This window comes from Thermogemmatispora sp., from assembly GCF_019683755.1.
In the GTDB taxonomy this organism is placed as follows: Bacteria; Chloroflexota; Ktedonobacteria; order Ktedonobacterales; family Ktedonobacteraceae; genus Thermogemmatispora.
Genome location: NZ_JADGHT010000076.1, coordinates 1 through 16,096, shown reverse-complemented (window position 1 = coordinate 16,096; position 16,096 = coordinate 1). Strand labels below are relative to the sequence as shown.

10 protein-coding genes and 1 pseudogene are annotated in these 16,096 nt (G+C 58.7%); 1 reads left to right on the top strand and 10 read right to left on the bottom strand.

Features of this window, described 5'->3' with window-relative positions:
• The 10 genes and pseudogenes from IRZ24_RS07525 to IRZ24_RS07480 all read right to left on the bottom strand — a co-directional run.
• Positions 1-361 (bottom strand): annotated as a pseudogene (locus IRZ24_RS07525) (hypothetical protein); the annotation flags it as partial.
• Positions 362-753: 392 nt separating this feature from the next.
• A complete protein-coding gene (locus tag IRZ24_RS07520) occupies positions 754-1,836 on the bottom strand; it encodes a BMP family ABC transporter substrate-binding protein (RefSeq protein ID WP_297161956.1) in 1,083 nt (360 codons plus the stop codon).
• A 487-nt stretch (positions 1,837-2,323) separates the two neighbouring features.
• A complete protein-coding gene (locus IRZ24_RS07515; RefSeq protein WP_297161953.1) occupies positions 2,324-4,525 on the bottom strand; it encodes an NYN domain-containing protein in 2,202 nt (733 codons plus the stop codon).
• A 680-nt stretch (positions 4,526-5,205) separates the two neighbouring features.
• Positions 5,206-6,027, bottom strand: a complete 822-nt coding sequence (locus tag IRZ24_RS07510) for a CDP-alcohol phosphatidyltransferase family protein (protein WP_297150736.1) — start codon at positions 6,025-6,027, stop codon at positions 5,206-5,208.
• A gap of 475 nt (positions 6,028-6,502) precedes the next feature.
• On the bottom strand, positions 6,503-7,672 hold the full coding sequence (locus tag IRZ24_RS07505; protein ID WP_297150734.1) for a glycosyltransferase family 4 protein: 1,170 nt from the start codon (positions 7,670-7,672) through the stop codon (positions 6,503-6,505).
• 160 nt (positions 7,673-7,832) lie between these two features.
• On the bottom strand, positions 7,833-8,654 hold the full coding sequence (locus IRZ24_RS07500; RefSeq protein ID WP_297161950.1) for a PHP-associated domain-containing protein: 822 nt from the start codon (positions 8,652-8,654) through the stop codon (positions 7,833-7,835).
• 98 nt (positions 8,655-8,752) lie between these two features.
• Complete coding sequence (locus tag IRZ24_RS07495) at positions 8,753-9,742, bottom strand: lysophospholipid acyltransferase family protein (protein WP_297161947.1); 990 nt, start codon at positions 9,740-9,742, stop codon at positions 8,753-8,755.
• A gap of 394 nt (positions 9,743-10,136) precedes the next feature.
• On the bottom strand, positions 10,137-11,027 hold the full coding sequence (locus IRZ24_RS07490; protein WP_297161944.1) for a lysophospholipid acyltransferase family protein: 891 nt from the start codon (positions 11,025-11,027) through the stop codon (positions 10,137-10,139).
• A gap of 3 nt (positions 11,028-11,030) precedes the next feature.
• Entirely contained in the window at positions 11,031-11,393 is a 363-nt protein-coding gene (locus IRZ24_RS07485; RefSeq protein WP_297161941.1) for a metalloregulator ArsR/SmtB family transcription factor, read from the bottom strand.
• A gap of 1,310 nt (positions 11,394-12,703) precedes the next feature.
• Positions 12,704-13,981, bottom strand: a complete 1,278-nt coding sequence (locus IRZ24_RS07480) for a glucosaminidase domain-containing protein (protein ID WP_297161938.1) — start codon at positions 13,979-13,981, stop codon at positions 12,704-12,706.
• A 476-nt stretch (positions 13,982-14,457) separates the two neighbouring features.
• Here IRZ24_RS07480 and IRZ24_RS07475 point away from each other — a divergent pair.
• Positions 14,458-16,096, top strand: a 1,639-nt coding sequence (locus tag IRZ24_RS07475) for a serine/threonine-protein kinase (RefSeq protein WP_297161935.1), incomplete at its 3' end; no start/stop codon positions are given.

Here is a 16,096-nt window from a genome sequence, read left to right as displayed (position 1 = left end):
CAGCAAACTGGCCCTCGGCCCCGATATTGAAAAGGCGTGCACGGTAAGCAACGGCCACCGAGAGGCCAGTAAAAATCAGGGGCGTTACATTCACGAGCGAGAACGAGAGATTAGCCGCGTTGCCAAAAGCTCCCGAGAAGAGGTAGCCATAGGCCAGCAAGGCAGCGTTGAAGCGGTCAAAGAGGGAACCGGAGGCAGTGATCATGATCACAATTACGCCGGCGATCATGGCCAGCACCAGCGCTAGCAGTGGGCGCCCTAGCCCAGAGCCAACCCTGCGCAGCCAGAGCAGCCAGGTCGTTGACCTGGCCTCCAAGGTCGGAGGAGCAGGTGAGCGCGGTTGAGCGGTCTGCAAGGCCATAGAGCGAATCCTCCCAGATCAGCAATTACCAGGCAAGAAGGAGCGGCCAGCCTTCTGCCAGGCTACATGCTCGGTCCGTCATACAAAAAACTGACTTGTAATGATAGCATTGCCACTGAGCAGAAACAAGCAGGGTTTGAAGAAGGGAGAAGCCAGAGCGAAGTGAGCAGAGCGAACGCCTGCCGGGCCAGGATGATAGCCTGACGCGGGCAGGAAAGTCCAAGCCCAGGCCTCGCGCCAGGCCAACCTCTCATGCCCCGAGCTGAGCTGGTTGTCCGCTTGCCACTGGCGAGCTAGAGGCAGCAAATAGAGAGAACAAAGGACCAGATCGGGACGCCGTCGATACGACGCCCCGACCTGGTCATGCCCGGGCTACTCACTCACTACGCAGGTCAGGAAGGAATAGTCTCAGGAACCACTAGCGTGCCAGCCCTGATCTGGTCAGCGAGCTGGTCGGCCTTGTTCTTCGCATCGGTGGGCACCACGCTGCTCAGCGTACCATAGCCGACACCATCATGAGCCAGGTCAAAGCGCGGTGGATTGTTGGTGAACTTACCGTGAGCATAGTCGTTGATCGTATCGTAGACGGCAACATCGACTTTCTTGAGGGCGCTCGTAATGACGCTCTTCGGGTGGAGATAGTTCTGATCGGCGTCAACACCGATACCAAAGACCCCCTCCTGATCGGCAGCATCGAGAGCACCCACACCGCAGCCACCAGCTACCTGGAAGATGATATCGGCATTATGCTGATTAATTTGACTGAGAGCAGCATCCTTACACTTATCGGTGGCCGAGAAATCCTGCGAGTAGTTAATCACCACAGTGATACCGGGATCAACCTTTTTAGCGCAGAACTTGTAGCCAGCAATATAGCGATTCACGGGAGGAATAGGCAGGCCGCCAACCGCACCGATCGTATTATGACCACGCAGTTGAGGAATCTTGGACTTGCCATCCAGCTCCATCTGTGCCGCGATAGCTCCAACCAGGCAGCCAGCTTCCTGCTCCTTAAAGAAGAGGGGCGCCACGTTGGGCAGCGCTTCGCAATCCTGCTTGCCCGCCGGCACCGCGCAGCCATCGATAATAGCGAATTTCTTGGTGGGGAACTGATGCGCCACCTGATCGACAGCGTTCTGCATTAGGAAGCCGACGGCGAAGACCAGATCAGCGCTACGAGCCGCTAGCGTCAGATTTTTGACGTAATCGGCCTGGTTTTTAGATTCGATCACCTGGCGCGTAAAATGGAATTCATTCATTGCCTTAGTGTAGCCGACGTAGGCCAGGTGGTTGAAGCTACGATCGTTCAAACCGCCGATATCAGTGACCAGGGCCACCGAGATCGCCGTCTGAGCTGTTGGCGTGGTGCCAGAGCTACCACCCGTACTGCTTGTACTGCCACCACAAGCAGCCAGTAGGATAGTAAATAAGGCGAGCAGGGCCACAATGCGGGCTGAAATGCCACCTTTTCGCATACGCGCGTTCCTTTCTTCTCTCCCCGGAGAACGTAGTGTGTCAGCAGAAAGCTCTCTTCCTGTTATTGTAGCGGTGCACCACAAACAAATAAGACGCTCTGCCTCCACTGTCGTCATACAAAAAAACAGGTAGCAATCCATGCATGAGCAGAGCATCAGCAAACCAGGACAGCACGGCACGACTGTTCTGGTGGGATAGCACCGGGCAGCGGAACAGACCTCACAGCGGTTCCATGTCAATTATACGCCGCTGGACTGGGACATCTCACACAGCCGAGGGCACGAGGGTTGGAGCAGAAGCCATAGAGATGGAGCAGATAGGCGCAGAAAAGCGGTGAGGAGGGAAGAGGTTCTCGGCTTGAGTCCCTTGCTCCTCACCGCCGCGCTGGTGTGCTTAGTTAGTATGCTAGCTGTGTTATAACGTTCTTCCAAGCGAGAAGAAGCCAGCCGTCACGGGACGGCCGTTCGGCGCTTCCCTGAGACGCTCTCAGGCGCGGATCTCCTCCAGCACTGAGAGATTGATAAACAGGTCGCAGCTTTGGCGCAACGTGGCAGACATGGCCTCATCGAAGGCCGCCACCTCGACGCGCACGCCGTGATCGGAGCAGTAATCGAGCATTGGCATAAAATCGCTATCGCCGCTGACCAGAACAATACAGTCAACAGCCCGGCTCTCCACAAGCCGCACCACGTCCATGCACAGATCCAGATCGAGATCAGCCTTCTTCGCACCGCTGGAGAACGTCTTATAGTTCTTCGTCGTAATGCGGTACCCCAGGCCCTTGACAGCCTGGAGGAACATTTGCTCATCGCCGGGCTGCGGGCTAGTCGGGCAATAGGCGTGGGCCCGCACCAAGCGGCGATTGCCGCGCAGGAAGTCGAGCAGCTTGCCAAAGTCAATGGTTAGCCGCAGCGTACGCGCCGAATAGAGCAGATTAGCCACATCGACGAAGACCCCTACCCGCTCCGTCGAGGGCGGAGGGGGAATTGAGACCGAAACATTGGTAGGCGACTGGTGAGTGCGGCGCAGTTCGGCCACAATGCGGTCGGTCTGCGACTGAATAGCCTGTACGACCGTATTGGCGAACTGAGCCATGGGATCATTTCCACGGTTATTAGGATAAACTACATTGTTCCGCTGCACATCGGAGCGTGAAGGGCGCACACCAGCTTCGCGCACAGCCACGCTGCCGCGTGCGGGCGAAGGTTCTGGCGCCATGAAAGGACCTCCGAACTCGTTGCCCAGATTCATCTGGTTCATAGTAGTGCCGGAGATAATATGGTAGAGTCCGGCAGGAGCTGTCGGCTGCGAGACCGATGCCGACGCCGGCTGGGTCACGGGCGGCACAGTGACCGGTGAGACCGGCATAGGCGGCGGAGCGATCGGGGGTGGCGTCGGCTCAGTGGCCGGCGCGGGCGCGGAGGCGGCAGCCGCCGACTTGGAACGACGGCGGCGGCGCCGGCGTGAGGTGGCCGCCTGAATCTCAGAGTACTCCAGGGGAGGCAGATCTTCAGGGGCAGGAACCTGGGTCTCCTGAGCCGCCGGCCTGGCGCCGTTGGCCGTCGGCTGCACTGGCAATGCCACAGGGGCAGCCGGCTGCTCCTCTTCCTTTTCTTTCTCTTGTTGCCGGTTATTCTTGCTTTGCTGCTTGCTCCGCTGTTCCTCGACCCTCTGCTCGTTCAGCATCTCACGAGACGAGAGAGGGTAAGTTTCTTCGAGGGGCTGGCTGGGAGCGGCCACCATCTGGGACTGCTCAATCTCGGGTCGACGCTCCTCCTGGACGGCAGAGGTGCCAGCAGCAGCGAGCTTCTCCCCCGTCTCGCGCTGCTGCTCAGGTGACGTCGACTGCTGAGACGAATTAACCAGGAACATAGCGCTGTTGGCCGCTGTTGCTGGGCGATCGAAGCGATAGCGGCGTGCGGGGCGGGTAACTGGTCCCTCCTCGCTAGCGGGCGCAGTGGTCTCGGCGCTGCCACTCTCGCCGGTGCCCGGGCCAGAAGAGGCGGGGGCAGGCTCGCCACCAGCCTGAGTGCTGGCGGCAGCGGCTGGCTGGCTCTCCTCCTCAGTGCTTTTTTCGCTCTCAGAGGGGAGGCGCTCCTCGACAAACGGCTCGCGCAGGCGCCCATAGCGAGGTAAACGAATGCGCGTAGCCGGGCGCAGCAGCGGCGAGGGCGGGCGCTCCGCTGGCTTCTCAGGAGCCGCTGGGGCCTGAGAAGTCTGCGATGTTTGGGCTACCGACTGTGGCTCCTCTTCAACCTTTGCCGAGCGCTCTTCTGCGGCAGGAGAGGCCGGCTCAGGCTGTTCCTGCGCGGCGCCACCTTCCGCCCCTGGAGTAGTCTCGGAGGATGGTGCCGGTGCCAGCGACTCGGCCTGCATCTCACCAGTAGCAAACGAGCTGACTGTGATGCTGCTGCTGCTCTCCACGAAGGAGAGGCGCCCGGGGATAGCCACCGTAGGGAGTGGCGAGAGCGGTCCAGAAGAGGCCGACAGCGCAGCAGAGGAGCTGCTCTCATCTTCAGCAGGCGAGGTGAGATTGCCCAGGGTATTCAAGGTACTCAGGGCATCCAGGGCCTCGTGCACCGCTTCGAAGGTAGCGGCCTGGCGAGCTTCTTCAGCCTGACGGAACTCCTCAATGAACTCACTGAAGGGGCGAACATTCCCCTCGCTGAACGGCAGAAAGCCCTCCATGAGCGGGGAAGGCTCCTCATCCCGCGTCGCAAAGGCCTCCTGTGCAGGTGGTGTAGAGGGAGTGGAAAAGGCGGAAAGGGGTTCAGCGGGTGAGTAGGCAGCGACGCTTTCCTGGATGCGTTGGGAGGAAGCCCCCGTCTGAGACGGAAGCTCATAGCCAGGGGCCGCGTCCGTACTCTCCCGTTCAGGTGGTTGTTTCTGCCCTTCCACGGTACCCTCCGGCAGCTGCGCCCCGGGGGGCGCAGTAGGCTCTAGAGAAGCAGGAGTTGCTGCGTCTTCGGAGGCAAATGCTTCCTTTGCGACGGACACATCAACGTCGCTCTTCTCTGGCTGCGAATGTTCTCTTGTCACAAAAAGATCTCCAGTCTCACTAATTCGGGACCGGAGCGCAGGCGATCGTGTGGAGAGGTACTTGACGCACAGAACTGCCAGGGCGAATGGACGCCGTCATTGCTCGCCTATCGTCTGCTCTACCTCAACGGGTGCTCGGGAAAAGGCAAGACAACAAAGAGTAAGCATATAGGATGCACGCCGTACTTTCACCGATCCGCGTTGCAAAGATGGGCGGATGCGCGCCGCCATCTATCCGCCCTGCCTGTCCTTCGCTTCTTGCGACAGGCACCTCACGCTACATGCACGTCCGATCCCGATCTCCTCTACACCGTTCGCAAAGCTTGGATTCACTCTTGTTGCTGCATACCGCCACTGAGAGGCGGAACATGGCTGGGAACGGGGTGAGCGGGTGCTTCTTGGGCCTCGCCGGCCCGGCCCCGGCCCAGGAACCGCGCGCGGCGCTCGCGATCGCGGTTGAGGCGGGCACTGCTCTCCTGATCACTGGCGAGCGTTGTGGGGGCAGGAGCCAGCTGAGGCGCGGGGCGCTCGCGCTCCTGCCGGCGTGTGATGCGCCAAACGTAGAACATGCGCTCAAGGGCGGTCACCTGGGAGAAAACCGCCAGCAGAACCAGTGCCCAGATCTCAATACCCGCAATCAGGCCAATGGCCAGAATGACGACACGTTCGGGGCGGGCAAGCAATCCTGTTTTACATTCCAGCCCCAGACCTTCGGCGCGCGCCTTAGTATAGCTAACCATCAGTGAGCCGACGACAGCGACAAACACCAGGACAATCATCCAGAGCTGCTCATGGCCAAAGGGCCAGAGCTGCTCATGGAGATCTGGCCGCTGCAACACGTACCAGAGCAACCCAAAGAGAATGATGCTTTCCGAATAGCGGTCGAGAGTCGAGTCGAAGAAAGCGCCAAAGGTCGTGGCAGCCTGGCGAACGCGAGCCACGGCCCCATCGAACATGTCGAAAATGCCAGCAAACAACACCAGCAAACCGCCTGCCACCAGGTACCCCTGCGCAATCACCAGGGCTGTTAAGCCGCTAAGCAACAGCCCGACGAGCGTCAACATATTTGGAGTCACGCCAAGGTTGGCCAGCGGTCTGATAATGAAAGCCACCAGGAGTCGAACTTGTTGCTGGATGCGTCTGCTTAACATATCTTTATTGTACCATACCTGGCCCTCTTCGGACTAGCTCTTTTTTGGCGGCGAGCCTGTCTTGGAGAGCCGCTTTCAATGATGTAGATACGCACTACCGGACGAAACGAAATGAAACGAAACGAGCAGTGATCTGGCCTCTGGCCATTCCTTTGGACAAAGGCCAGAGCGAAGCGAAGAGCACAAGAGAAGGCGACGCCGTGCCACCATTGCACAGCGCGGGTCATCCAGCGATGAGAAGCGTCGCCGATCAGCGAACAAAGCCGGCATTGAGCTAAGGCCGGACACAGGGACGGCCTCTTTGCTACCTGTGCCCCCAGATTGGCAGTCCCTCCGTCCCCAGCCGGGACGAAGAACCGATCAACGGACGACCTGCGGGCCTGCTCCCCTGGCCGATGTTCTGGCCGGTACCAGGTGGAGGAGCTGGCCGGGCTGCAGCGCTCTCGCGGTGGGGCGGTAGCCGCAGAGGATCAGGCTAGACCGGCTCCCGCTCGCGCAGGGTATGGAGTAGCTGACGCTCCTCCAGCAGCTCCTGATAGTAGTCCACCACACGGCGGGCGATCCGCGGCCAGGCATATTGCTGGCTTGTTTGTAGCCCAGCTTCAACCAGGCGGCGCCGCAGCGGCTCATCTTCCAGCAGGCGGCAGATGGCCATGCTCAGCGCAAGGCTATCGCGTGGGGGCGCTAAGAGGCCATTGAGGCCATGTGTGATGACTGTGGCATAGCCCTCGATGTTGCTGGCCACCACGGGCACACCGGAGGCCATTGCCTCCAGCAAGACCACGCCCAGGCTCTCGCCGCCGATCGAGGGCGCGCAGAAGACGTGAGCGCTGGCGAAGTAACGTGGTAGTTCTTCCGCTGAGACGCGGCCTACAAAAACCACGTCCTGCCAGCCCTGCTTCTCAACAAAGCGTTCGAAACCGCGCTTCAACCCGCCTTCACCCACGAGAATAAACCGTGTGTCGGGATAGCGCTCGCGGATCATGGGGATAGCGCGTAACAGGTACTTGGCGCCCTTGCGCTTCTCAAACCGCCCGACAAAGAGGATGTTCCGCTTCCCATCCATGAACCAGGGCAAAGGCTGGTTCCAGATGTTGAAACGTTCCAGATCGATCCCGTTCGGGATCAGGCGATAGTCCGCCGGAAAGTAGCGTGAGACAAACTGGTAGGCCGCCGGTGAAACGGCGATGCGCCCGGCCAGCCGGCGAAAGTAAGGGCGCAGGAAAGGATGCAGCGATGCATAGGCCAGATAGGGCGTGGAGGTGATCCTGGCAGCAGCAAAGGCGTGAAATGTTCCTACGTTAATCGCACGCGAGAAACGCAGCACAGCCAGCGGCAAACCCGGAATCAACGGCTCATGGAGGTGAATAATGTCAAAGCGCTCGTGCTGCAGTACAGAGCGCACGCGCCGACCGAGATAGGGGTTCAGCGCCACACGCGCAATTGAACCATTAAAAGGAACGGGAGAAGCCCCGGCCATCTTATAGACTTGCTCCTCAGCCAGCCGCTCATCATCTCCCGAGACCGGGGCAAGGATGCGCACCTCCAGACCCATTTTGCGAAATTCATGCGCCAAATGGCGGACATGTTCACGCACTCCACCAGGATAGCTCCAGTCGTATGGAGTCACGAGACCTATTTTCACGAGTCGCTCCCTGCCTTACAATGTTGTAGAGACGCGACTATCCCCTGGACCTTACGCAAGCCCGGCCACGGTCCCCTCCTACTCAGCCAAAGGCGCCATACAACATTTTACCAGACTTTCGCAAGAGCTTGCCTCTACCAAAAGGAAGGCTCTGCGCACTTCAAGCCGCAAAGACACGGCGATTCTTCTGATTCCGCTTGCTAAAGTGATACTGAGCTAGTTGGAGATAATCATACATTTGCCAGAGCCGCCCCCCAGGGGCGGTGGTACCGGCCAGCAGTGAGGTACGCAGATCCTGGGCTGTTCTTCCTTCGAACCAGGTGCAGCCACGCCCGATGGCATTGAGGGTATGAGCATCGCTATTCCCTACCTCTGGGAGGCGATAGACCCTGCGATTGGTGCGCATAGCCACCTGATTAGCGTAGATGCCACAGAAACTGGCATTCCAGGTCTCGATGCCGTCGAGCTGAACAGTACTTGAGCTGGTCAGGCGATCAAGCACTTCGCGCTGACAGCTATGGCGGAAGAGGCGATGCAAGGGATGGGCCACGATAGCTAATCCGCCCTGTTCATGGATGAGGGCGATGCTCTCTTCCATGCTTAACCCGGGGGGAATGCGCTGCTCGATAAAGAGCGCCAGGAGATGCCCCTCGCGTGTGCTGACTTCTTCGCCGACAATGTAGTCAAAGCGATAATGGCCCTTGGCCCATAGATCGCGGGCGCGCAGCGAACCATCGATGGCATCGTGATCCGTGATGGCAATGACATCCAGGTCGCTGAAGCGCTCAGTATACTCCAGGATCTCTTCTATCGTAGCTGTACCGTCGCTGCAAGTACTATGAATATGGACATCGGCCCTGCCTAGTTTTCCGGCCAGAGAGGCTTCGGCAGCCGTCATCTGCCGATGGCGGCCTAGCAATCGTTTAGCCAGGCCAGCGGGCCGTAAATCCTCAGTCATCCTGTTGCTCATACGTCTAGCCATACTACTCCTTCAACAGCGAGTGAGAAGGTGTGGAGAAGGTGCCCCTCTCGAGGAGATGGGCTGAGATGGTTGCTCTATGGCCATTCACTGGACGACCTCTATTGGCAGCCAACGATGCCCTCTTGTTCTCCACTTTCTTCCCCCCTGATCCGGTGTCCCTGTCCTTGATCTTCTGAGTCTGCTGCCAGAGCGGTCGTAGCTGCCTGGTTGCTCGTCTGGTCTGACCAGACAGGAGCAAAGACAAGCCACTGCTCGGGGTGGGCACGAATATAGCGCTCCATGACTTGGACAATCGAGCGCATGAGAGCATCCGGGTTCTGCCGCTCCTCCTCGGGAAGCGCCAGCGAGATTGGCGTAAATTCTCCCTGCATGCGAGTTCCCTTGAGACGCCAGCCAAAGGCGCCGACGAGAGCCGCGCCTGTGCGCTGGGCCAGCAAGGCTGGTCCTCCTGGCAGGCGAGCCGGAGCTCCGAAGAAAGGGACCTCGACGCTCTGGCCCACGATAGCCCGGTCGGCGGTGATCAGCACAAGCTGATTCTGGCGCAATGTGCGCAGGATCGCGCGCATCGTCGTGCCATTGCCTACGGGCAGATACTTGATGCCGTGGCTACAGCGTAGGTTCAGCATCAGTTCGAGCATACGCCGGTCCTTGAGCTGCTCGACCGGGATCACCAGCTCATAGCCGCGGGCAACCAGCCATTGGCTCAGATAGTCGAAGGGGCCAAAGTGGGCAGAGACAATCAGTACTCCTTTGCCCTGAGCCAGGGCGGCTGCCAGGTGTTCCTCTCCGCCAGGAATGATGTTATCGACAATTTCTTCGACTGGTACGTAGGGCAAGCAAAAGCCTTCTAGATAGTTACGTACATTATTGACAAACATCTGGCGTACGGTGCGCCTGAGACGCCGACGTCCGCGGCGCGTGACCTGTACCTCTGGCCCCAACACATGAAGCATATTGGCGGTGGCCTGCCGACGGGCTTTTATGGCAATCATCCAGGCAAGCCAGCCCAGCAGCACGCTGAGCGGAGATAGCCAACGACGCGGCAGGCGCGGGACAATGACGGCGGCAAGGCGAAATAGTAGATACATCTTCGTCGTTTTCTGGCTTAAGGAGTGCATTCCTCTTCATATCCAGATCCGCTGCCCTGGAGTACTTTGCCCAGACTGCTGCTTGCAGCCGCATAGGTCCCGTAGGCCTCGTGCGTCGCCTACGCTTTCAGACGTAACCCTGTGCACTCCTGTAGATCGTTGTATGCCTCTTGCTCTCATGCTGGCCTGCTCTCTTGCTCAGAGCCGCCTGTGTCAGGAGTCCATGCTCATGTCTTGTATTCCAGTCCATCCGGCCTCTAGCACCATCTGGGGAGGCTGTCCAACGGTTTTGCCTGTCGTTCAATCTGCAGCTATACCGGAGCACCTTACAATCGCTAGCTATCTCACTACGACTGCAGAGAGCCATCAGGCAGATTGGTCGTTGGCCACCAGCCTAGGGATCAGTGGCCGGCCAGAATGGACGAAACATATACCACTGATCGGGATAGCTACGGACCATCTCCTCCAGAGCATCAAAGATACATTGGGTCAGGCGCACGACTTCGGCCTCGCGGTTCTCCCCGGGTTGAGGGAAGACGGGGGGAAAGGCGCGCATATAGTATTGTCCCTTTCTGCCATACCAGACGAAGCCGGACATAATCGCCGCGCCTGTCCTTAAAGCCAGCCTTGCCGCACCAGCCGGTACATATGTCGTTCGCCCGAAGAATCTGACAGGAACGCCCTCATCCTCTGTCAACGGACGATCTATGACAATAGCCAGCATTTGGTTTTGCTGCAGCACACGCAACATCGGTCGGACTGAACGTTCCATCGGGATAATAGCGATGCCCTTATCCTGGCGCTGTTTTTGCACCAGAGCATTGAGCTGTGGATCAGCGAAGGTTTCGGCGATGGCAGAGAAGGGCACTTCGCGAGCGATAATTGCACCTGCCAGGTCCCAATTGCCAAAATGGGCAGTCGTGAGAATCACGCCGCGGCCAGGTTGGAGCGCCTGCTGAAGGTATTCGCGCCAGGAGGAAGCTCCTCGCGTCAGATCGCGTCCTTGCCGTTCAATGGCCTCGATATCGAGATGAGCGAAGCTCAAGAAGTCCGAGGCGTAGCGTCCGTAATTGCTCCAGGAAGCCCGTGCCAGCCGGCGTACGCTCCGATCGCTCGGGGGGCGGCCCAAAACCTGGGCCATGTTGCGCTGTGTCACCTGGCGTTTTGAGCGCCAGGCCAGATAGCTTGCCGTTCCAAGTGCCGCCCCGAGAGCATGGCGCAAGGGCCGGGGTGTGCGCCCTGCGAGCGTACTCGTCCCACGTGCCAGCCAGTAGACGACAGACACCGGTTACTCCTCCAGGTTGACTTCAACCGCCGTCTCCGCCTTGGGAAGATTCCCGACGGGCAGCGTTGCCAGCACGAACCCGGGATCGACCAGTTGCTGCAGCCGCTGCAGACAATACTGAAAGCGCTCTCTATCCAGAGAACAGTAGACCTGACGTCCGGCACGGCGCATACGTGCTAACCCAGCACGCTGCAGCTTCCGCAGATGCCAGGAGACCAGCGGCTGGCTGATCTCTAGCGCATCGGTGAGCGCAGTGACGGTCATCTCTTGCTTCCGTGCCAGGTGATAGATGATTGTCAGGCGCACGAGGTCCGCCAGCGCTTTCATCATGGTTTTCAGTTCGCGCCAGTCATTCGATCTGTCCAAGTCGATCCTTCTTTGCGTGCGCAGACGATTTTGTATAAATCTTTGTTTATATACTAACGCGCGTCGGCAAGGCTGTCAAGATGGGAGTGGAGATAGCTGAGCTGTGGAAGGAGGCGCCAGGCGCTCTCTTACCGCAGAGGTGGATAGTGTCAGACTGGTGCTGGCAACGAGGAGGCTGGCGAACTGAAGGAGGGGGAAGCCGGGTACAATGGAGCCAAGGATAGGGTGGCCGCTTGGCCCACACCTGCCGGCTCACAGCGTAGGGGCACAAAAATAAACACAAACCGGAAGTGGAAAACTTCTCTTCATGACCACTTCCGGCTCTCTATCTCAGTGTGAACATCATGTGTTTGGTTTGGGCCGTGCACTGATAGAGAAAGAGTGGGTGACCAGGGACTCGAACCCTGAACCTAGCGAGTGAAGCAGACAGCCAGCACAGCTTTACAGTCGGCAACGAGGTCGACCTCTACCTTGAGTGTGCTGGTTATCCCCTCCCGAACCGGACGTGCACCTTTCGATGCATCCGGCTCTCCAGAGAAGCGCTTTGAGAGACGCTTCTCCTGCGCCCCTTCCCCGTGTATCAGCCATTACGCTGATCCTTTGAGTACTATGGGCGCTCCGTCACCATGAGCTACAAGGGCTAGGAGCCTCGACCGCTGGTGCGGCAGCACAGCACTCCCTGCAGCTTTTAGGTGATCCCGTAGTTCCCACCGCGCCCCGCTCCGTACGTAGGTCTCCCTTTGGCAGAATCGCCTACCTGGAGGGAGCATTCGTCAGCCCTCCTAATCACAGCTGACGACTCCGAGGCAGGCCATTGAGGGATTCAACCCTTTGCGGGCTTGACCATATACGGCCTAGCTGCCGCTGCCATGAATTGGCATCAGTCGCACTTCTTCCCTGCTCGGCCTCAAGTGGTCACATTCAGGAAGAGCGATCAGAAGCCACTATTCTTAAGCAGCGACTTTTCCATCATGCTGTTGTCCCCCGCCACCTTTCGGCGCGAGGTAAGATGGTGCTTTAGCCACATCTGCTCCAGTGGCGTCGGGTCTGTCCCGACAGGGACGCAGTGAGCGCAACGGCGCACTTAAGAGTCGCTTGCTCTACCGATTGAGCTAGTCACCCAACCTGACAGTGTGCCGCGGCCCCGAGCTTGCTTTGGGTGCTGCGGTAGCACTGCACAGTGAAGGATAGCATATCTGCAGCTTCCCGTCAAGTAGGCAAGAGGCTGTTGGCGAAAGTCAGCTAGCGAGGCCTGCACTCGCTATGCGGACAGTCTGAAACGAGGGTGCGGCGACTCCAAAGAGCTGGACTCAGTCCTGAAGAGGCAGCGCGCCGGTAGTCGTTGGGTGACCTGAGCCATAGCGGCTTAAGAGGCCGCTGCCTGGACCTGCACCACGTCCGGCCAGCAACGGTACAGCACCGGCTGAGGCCATTGGCTCCAGCTTTGGCCGGCGTAAGAAAGGACCGGACCAGGAGGCTGCCGCAGGCGCGGTGCTGAGAGCACGCTCTTGCTTCTCTTGTCGGGCTGGTAGCTCCCCTGGTAGCTCCCAATGAAAGAGTGCGTCTGTCTTGCGCTCGAAGAGCGGAGCTGTCAAGCCAGGGCTGAAAGCTATGGCTGGGCTTGTTGAGGCTGGCACAGTGGCAAGCACCAGCGTTTCGGTAACCGGCTCTGCAGCGGGCCGCGCGCTGGCAGTAGCGGTTTCGAGGAGCAGTAGACGTTGGCGGCGGCTTAACCAGAGGGCTCCCACGGCTAACGCCAATGCAAAGCCTAAGCCTAAGATCACCACGATGAAAGTGCTTTTCTCTGCTGACCTGCTCGGCTTGTCAGCGAGGGAGGAGGCTGTGGCTCCAGGAGAGGCAGCAGCGGAAGCACCGATCGGTACGCTATCCTCTCGCTCTGTAGGCGTCTGCTGCGCAGTCTTGTTCTGCAGGGTCGTCGCAATCCTGTATTTCAAGGTGGCGGGCGTTGGAGTCGGCGTCGGTGTCGGCGGTGGGGCTTCGCTGCGATAGCGGGCCATCAAATTCATGACCTTAGCAGCCCATGAACCTGAACTAGAGGTCCCAACGTAGGGACCGGCAATGAGATAGACCGTAGTTAGCCCGCGTGCAATATAGCGCTGCTGCACAATGGAAAACCAGTCTTGAATAGCCGCGGCATAGGAAGGGTAGATAGTGTAGCCACCGGCATCGCTTGGATAGCCTGGGCTGGCACGCACTCCCCCAGGATTATGGTCGCCCAGGCCAACTCCCGCCGCACCCTGGTTAGTTTCGACATACCAGACGGCCAGCGCAAAGGCGTCATCAATATTTGTCTGGCGAGCAGCCTGTTCAACCACCTCACCAGTCCCAGCCATTGGAGTTGATGCAAGAATACGATTGACCGTGGCTGCAGGTAAGGTTGGCGGTCCCAGCACACTAGCGCTGCTGGCCTGGCTGTCCCTCCCACCACTGACAAGCTGCCAGGTGAACACTGCAGTCCCGACCACGAGCAGCGTCAGGCTGAGGAGCGTCGCCTGCAGTGAGCGCCGGAGATGTGGCAATGAGTGCGCCGGCTGAGCAGTCTCGATGATCAGCTTGCTCTTCATCATACTCCTGTCTCTGCTTGAAGCCAGAGAGGCGAGCCGCTTCCCTTACCACATCTCCACCGTGCCTCACAGTAGATTCCCGCATTGATGAATCAGCTCGAATCTTGATCTACCTTCTCTGTCAGCTCAACCTGAATTGTCTGATATTCTCAATTTTTGCTTTTATCAGATTTGGCCTTTCTACAGTATGATAAAGTTGAATAGGCATTCAGGGCCTTGCTCTTTTCCTACGCCAGGAATGGCGGTCGGACGTCTGAGAGGGTCTATGCTGATTGTACCATGCAGCGCGAATTTACTTGTATCAATAGCGTCCAGCATAGGTAGTATCTCCCATAAATGGTATGCTATACTGGAATGCACGAGAGCTAAGAAGGCGCTGCAGGTCCTCTGCCCGGTCTGACCAGGCTGGCAGGGAGCACAAGAAGCGGCGAGCCTGAGCCGGCCTGACGCCAGCAGTGGACCACGGCTTCGATGTTTGTGTGAGGAGAGACAGGGGGTTCGCCATCGGTCCCATCAGTTCACAGAATGGTCAGGGAAATGCCCAGACGGGACGCCTGGGACGCAATACCCTGCTCCACAAGCGCTACATTATCCTACGCGTGATCGGTCAGGGTGGCATGGGAGCAGTGTACCAGGCGCGCGACACGAAGCGGGGCGAAATTTGTGCGGTGAAGGAGATGAGCCTCTCTTCTGTGCCGCCTAGCGAGCAGGGAAAGGCTCTGGAGAACTTTCTGGCGGAGGCTACCATCTTGTCGCGCCTCAGCCATCCTAACCTGCCCGCCTTTACCGACTTCTTCAGCGAGGGTGAGCGTCATTTTCTGGTGATGGAATACATCGATGGGAAAACGCTGGAGGAGCTGCTGGAGGAGAATGGGGGGCCGTTTCCTGAACGGCGCGTGTTGGGCTGGGCGCGTCAACTCTGCGACGTGTTGGAGTATCTGCATAGTCAACAGCCGCCGGTGATTTTCCGCGATCTGAAGCCCGGCAATATTATGCTGCGTCGCGATGGGCGCATCAAGTTAATCGACTTCGGTATCGCGCGACTGGTACGTCGTTCTTCCTCGCAGGATACGCAGTTGCTAGGTACTCCTGGTTTTGCTCCTCCTGAGCAGTATGGCAGCGCCCAAACTGATCAGCGTTCAGATATCTATTCGCTGGCAGTGACACTTTTTCAGCTCTTAACAGGCTCACTGCCTGAGAAAGGCTTTGGTCTGCCAGATGCACGCACTTTGAATCCAGCGATCTCACCAACCGTAGCGCGGGCTTTAGAGAAAGCAGCTTCGCTTGACCCAAACGATCGCTATCCGAGCGTGGCTGTTTTCCGGCGGGCCCTCTTCCGCGTGGGAACGCTGCCATTTGAGAATGGGCAGGAGGCAACGACGCCTGAAGAGTTGGCAGAGCTGTGCGCTCGCTTTCCCGAGGAAGGGGCTGACTACCTGTTTAACGGAGAGATCGAATCATGGCTGGAGGAGATCGGGGAGAGCGATTTAGCGCGCAAGGTGCGCCGCTTACGAGCAACAACTGGCGATCCTGAGCTTGGCGTCGAACGGCTGGTTCAGCTGATCATGGGGCCTGATGCCCATCTGCGCACGAAGTCTCAGAAGCTCGCCAGCACGACGGTCACTGCTAGTTCTGAGACGACGCGTGGGCGTTCACCCGCACGTTCCGCTCGTAAAGCTCCTCTCATGATCGTACGCCCAGCCACGATTAATTTTGGCCAGGTGTATCCGGGTCTTACCGCCCCTATGTTGCTTACCATTACAGGCAATCAGGGATCAGTGGTCCAGGGGACGATCCAACCGGTGGAGCCGTGGATTATAGTTGATCAGACCCGCTTCGATGGGATGAGTACGCTGGTACGCGTCCGGGTCGACAGCAGTCGTCTAGCAGGCTCGCAGCGCTATAGTGGTACTATTGTGATTACGCCTCTTGGCGAGACGGCGGGAAAGCCGGTAGAGGTGAAAGTAGAGGTGGAGGTCATGGGCTATACCGCTACTGGCCCCACGGTGGCCAGTGGGACCAGGGCAGGCAGTGGCCAGGTGTCCGGTAGCGTCGGCGCCGGCACTGGTCAACGCCGGTCTCTTATACCCATCTGCCGCGGCCGCCGATATTCCGTGT

Excerpts from the sequence above, each read along its gene's own strand:
- IRZ24_RS07520 (WP_297161956.1), bottom strand. The coding sequence starts at position 1,836 with ATGCGAAAAGGTGGCATTTCAGCCCGCATTGTGGCCCTGCTCGCCTTA.
- IRZ24_RS07515 (WP_297161953.1), bottom strand. The coding sequence starts at position 4,525 with ATGGAGGGCTTTCTGCCGTTCAGCGAGGGGAATGTTCGCCCCTTCAGT.
- IRZ24_RS07510 (WP_297150736.1), bottom strand. The coding sequence starts at position 6,027 with ATGTTAAGCAGACGCATCCAGCAACAAGTTCGACTCCTGGTGGCTTTC.
- IRZ24_RS07500 (WP_297161950.1), bottom strand. The coding sequence starts at position 8,654 with ATGGCTAGACGTATGAGCAACAGGATGACTGAGGATTTACGGCCCGCT.
- IRZ24_RS07495 (WP_297161947.1), bottom strand. The coding sequence starts at position 9,742 with ATGTATCTACTATTTCGCCTTGCCGCCGTCATTGTCCCGCGCCTGCCG.
- IRZ24_RS07480 (WP_297161938.1), bottom strand. The coding sequence starts at position 13,981 with ATGATGAAGAGCAAGCTGATCATCGAGACTGCTCAGCCGGCGCACTCA.